The organism is Ralstonia sp. VS2407 (assembly GCF_052950655.1).
This window is the reverse complement of the sequence record NZ_JBRFVG010000371.1, coordinates 1-435: the sequence shown is the minus strand read 5'-3', so window position 1 is coordinate 435 and position 435 is coordinate 1. Positions and strand designations below refer to the sequence as shown.

Sequence of the window (435 nt, the reverse complement as noted above, 5' to 3'; positions counted from 1 at the left end):
TCGTTATCCGGATCCCTGCGATCGCAGGCGTCCTCGCCCGCCGAATCGTCAGCGATCGTTGCAGCCGTCACCCGCGTGCGTGTGCATCCGCGTCGTCGCACCGCTGCGTCGAGCCGACGCCACGGCATGCGCGCTCAAGCGATCCATTCGGCCCACAGCATCGTGAGCACCGTCATCAGCGCCGGGCCGACGAACAGCCCGATCAGGCCGAACGTCTCGGCGCCGCCGAGGATGCCGAACAGCACGAGCAGGAACGGCAGCCGTGTCGAACCGCCGATCAGCACCGGCCGCACGAAATGCTCGGCGACGAACACGACGATGAACCCGAGCGCCGCGACCACGACGGCCCACATGGTCGCCCCCTGCACGAACAGCCAGAGTGCCGCGCCGCAGAACACGACCGGCGCGCAGAACGGCAGCATCGCGGCGACCGCC

General features: G+C 69.4%; 1 protein-coding gene. It reads right to left on the bottom strand.

Annotated features, from left to right (window positions below; all coding sequences use genetic code 11):
* Positions 1-134: 134 nt before the first annotated feature.
* Positions 135-435: AI-2E family transporter (locus ACU8YE_RS25525; protein WP_446930398.1), on the bottom strand; the 301-nt coding region annotated here is incomplete at its 5' end.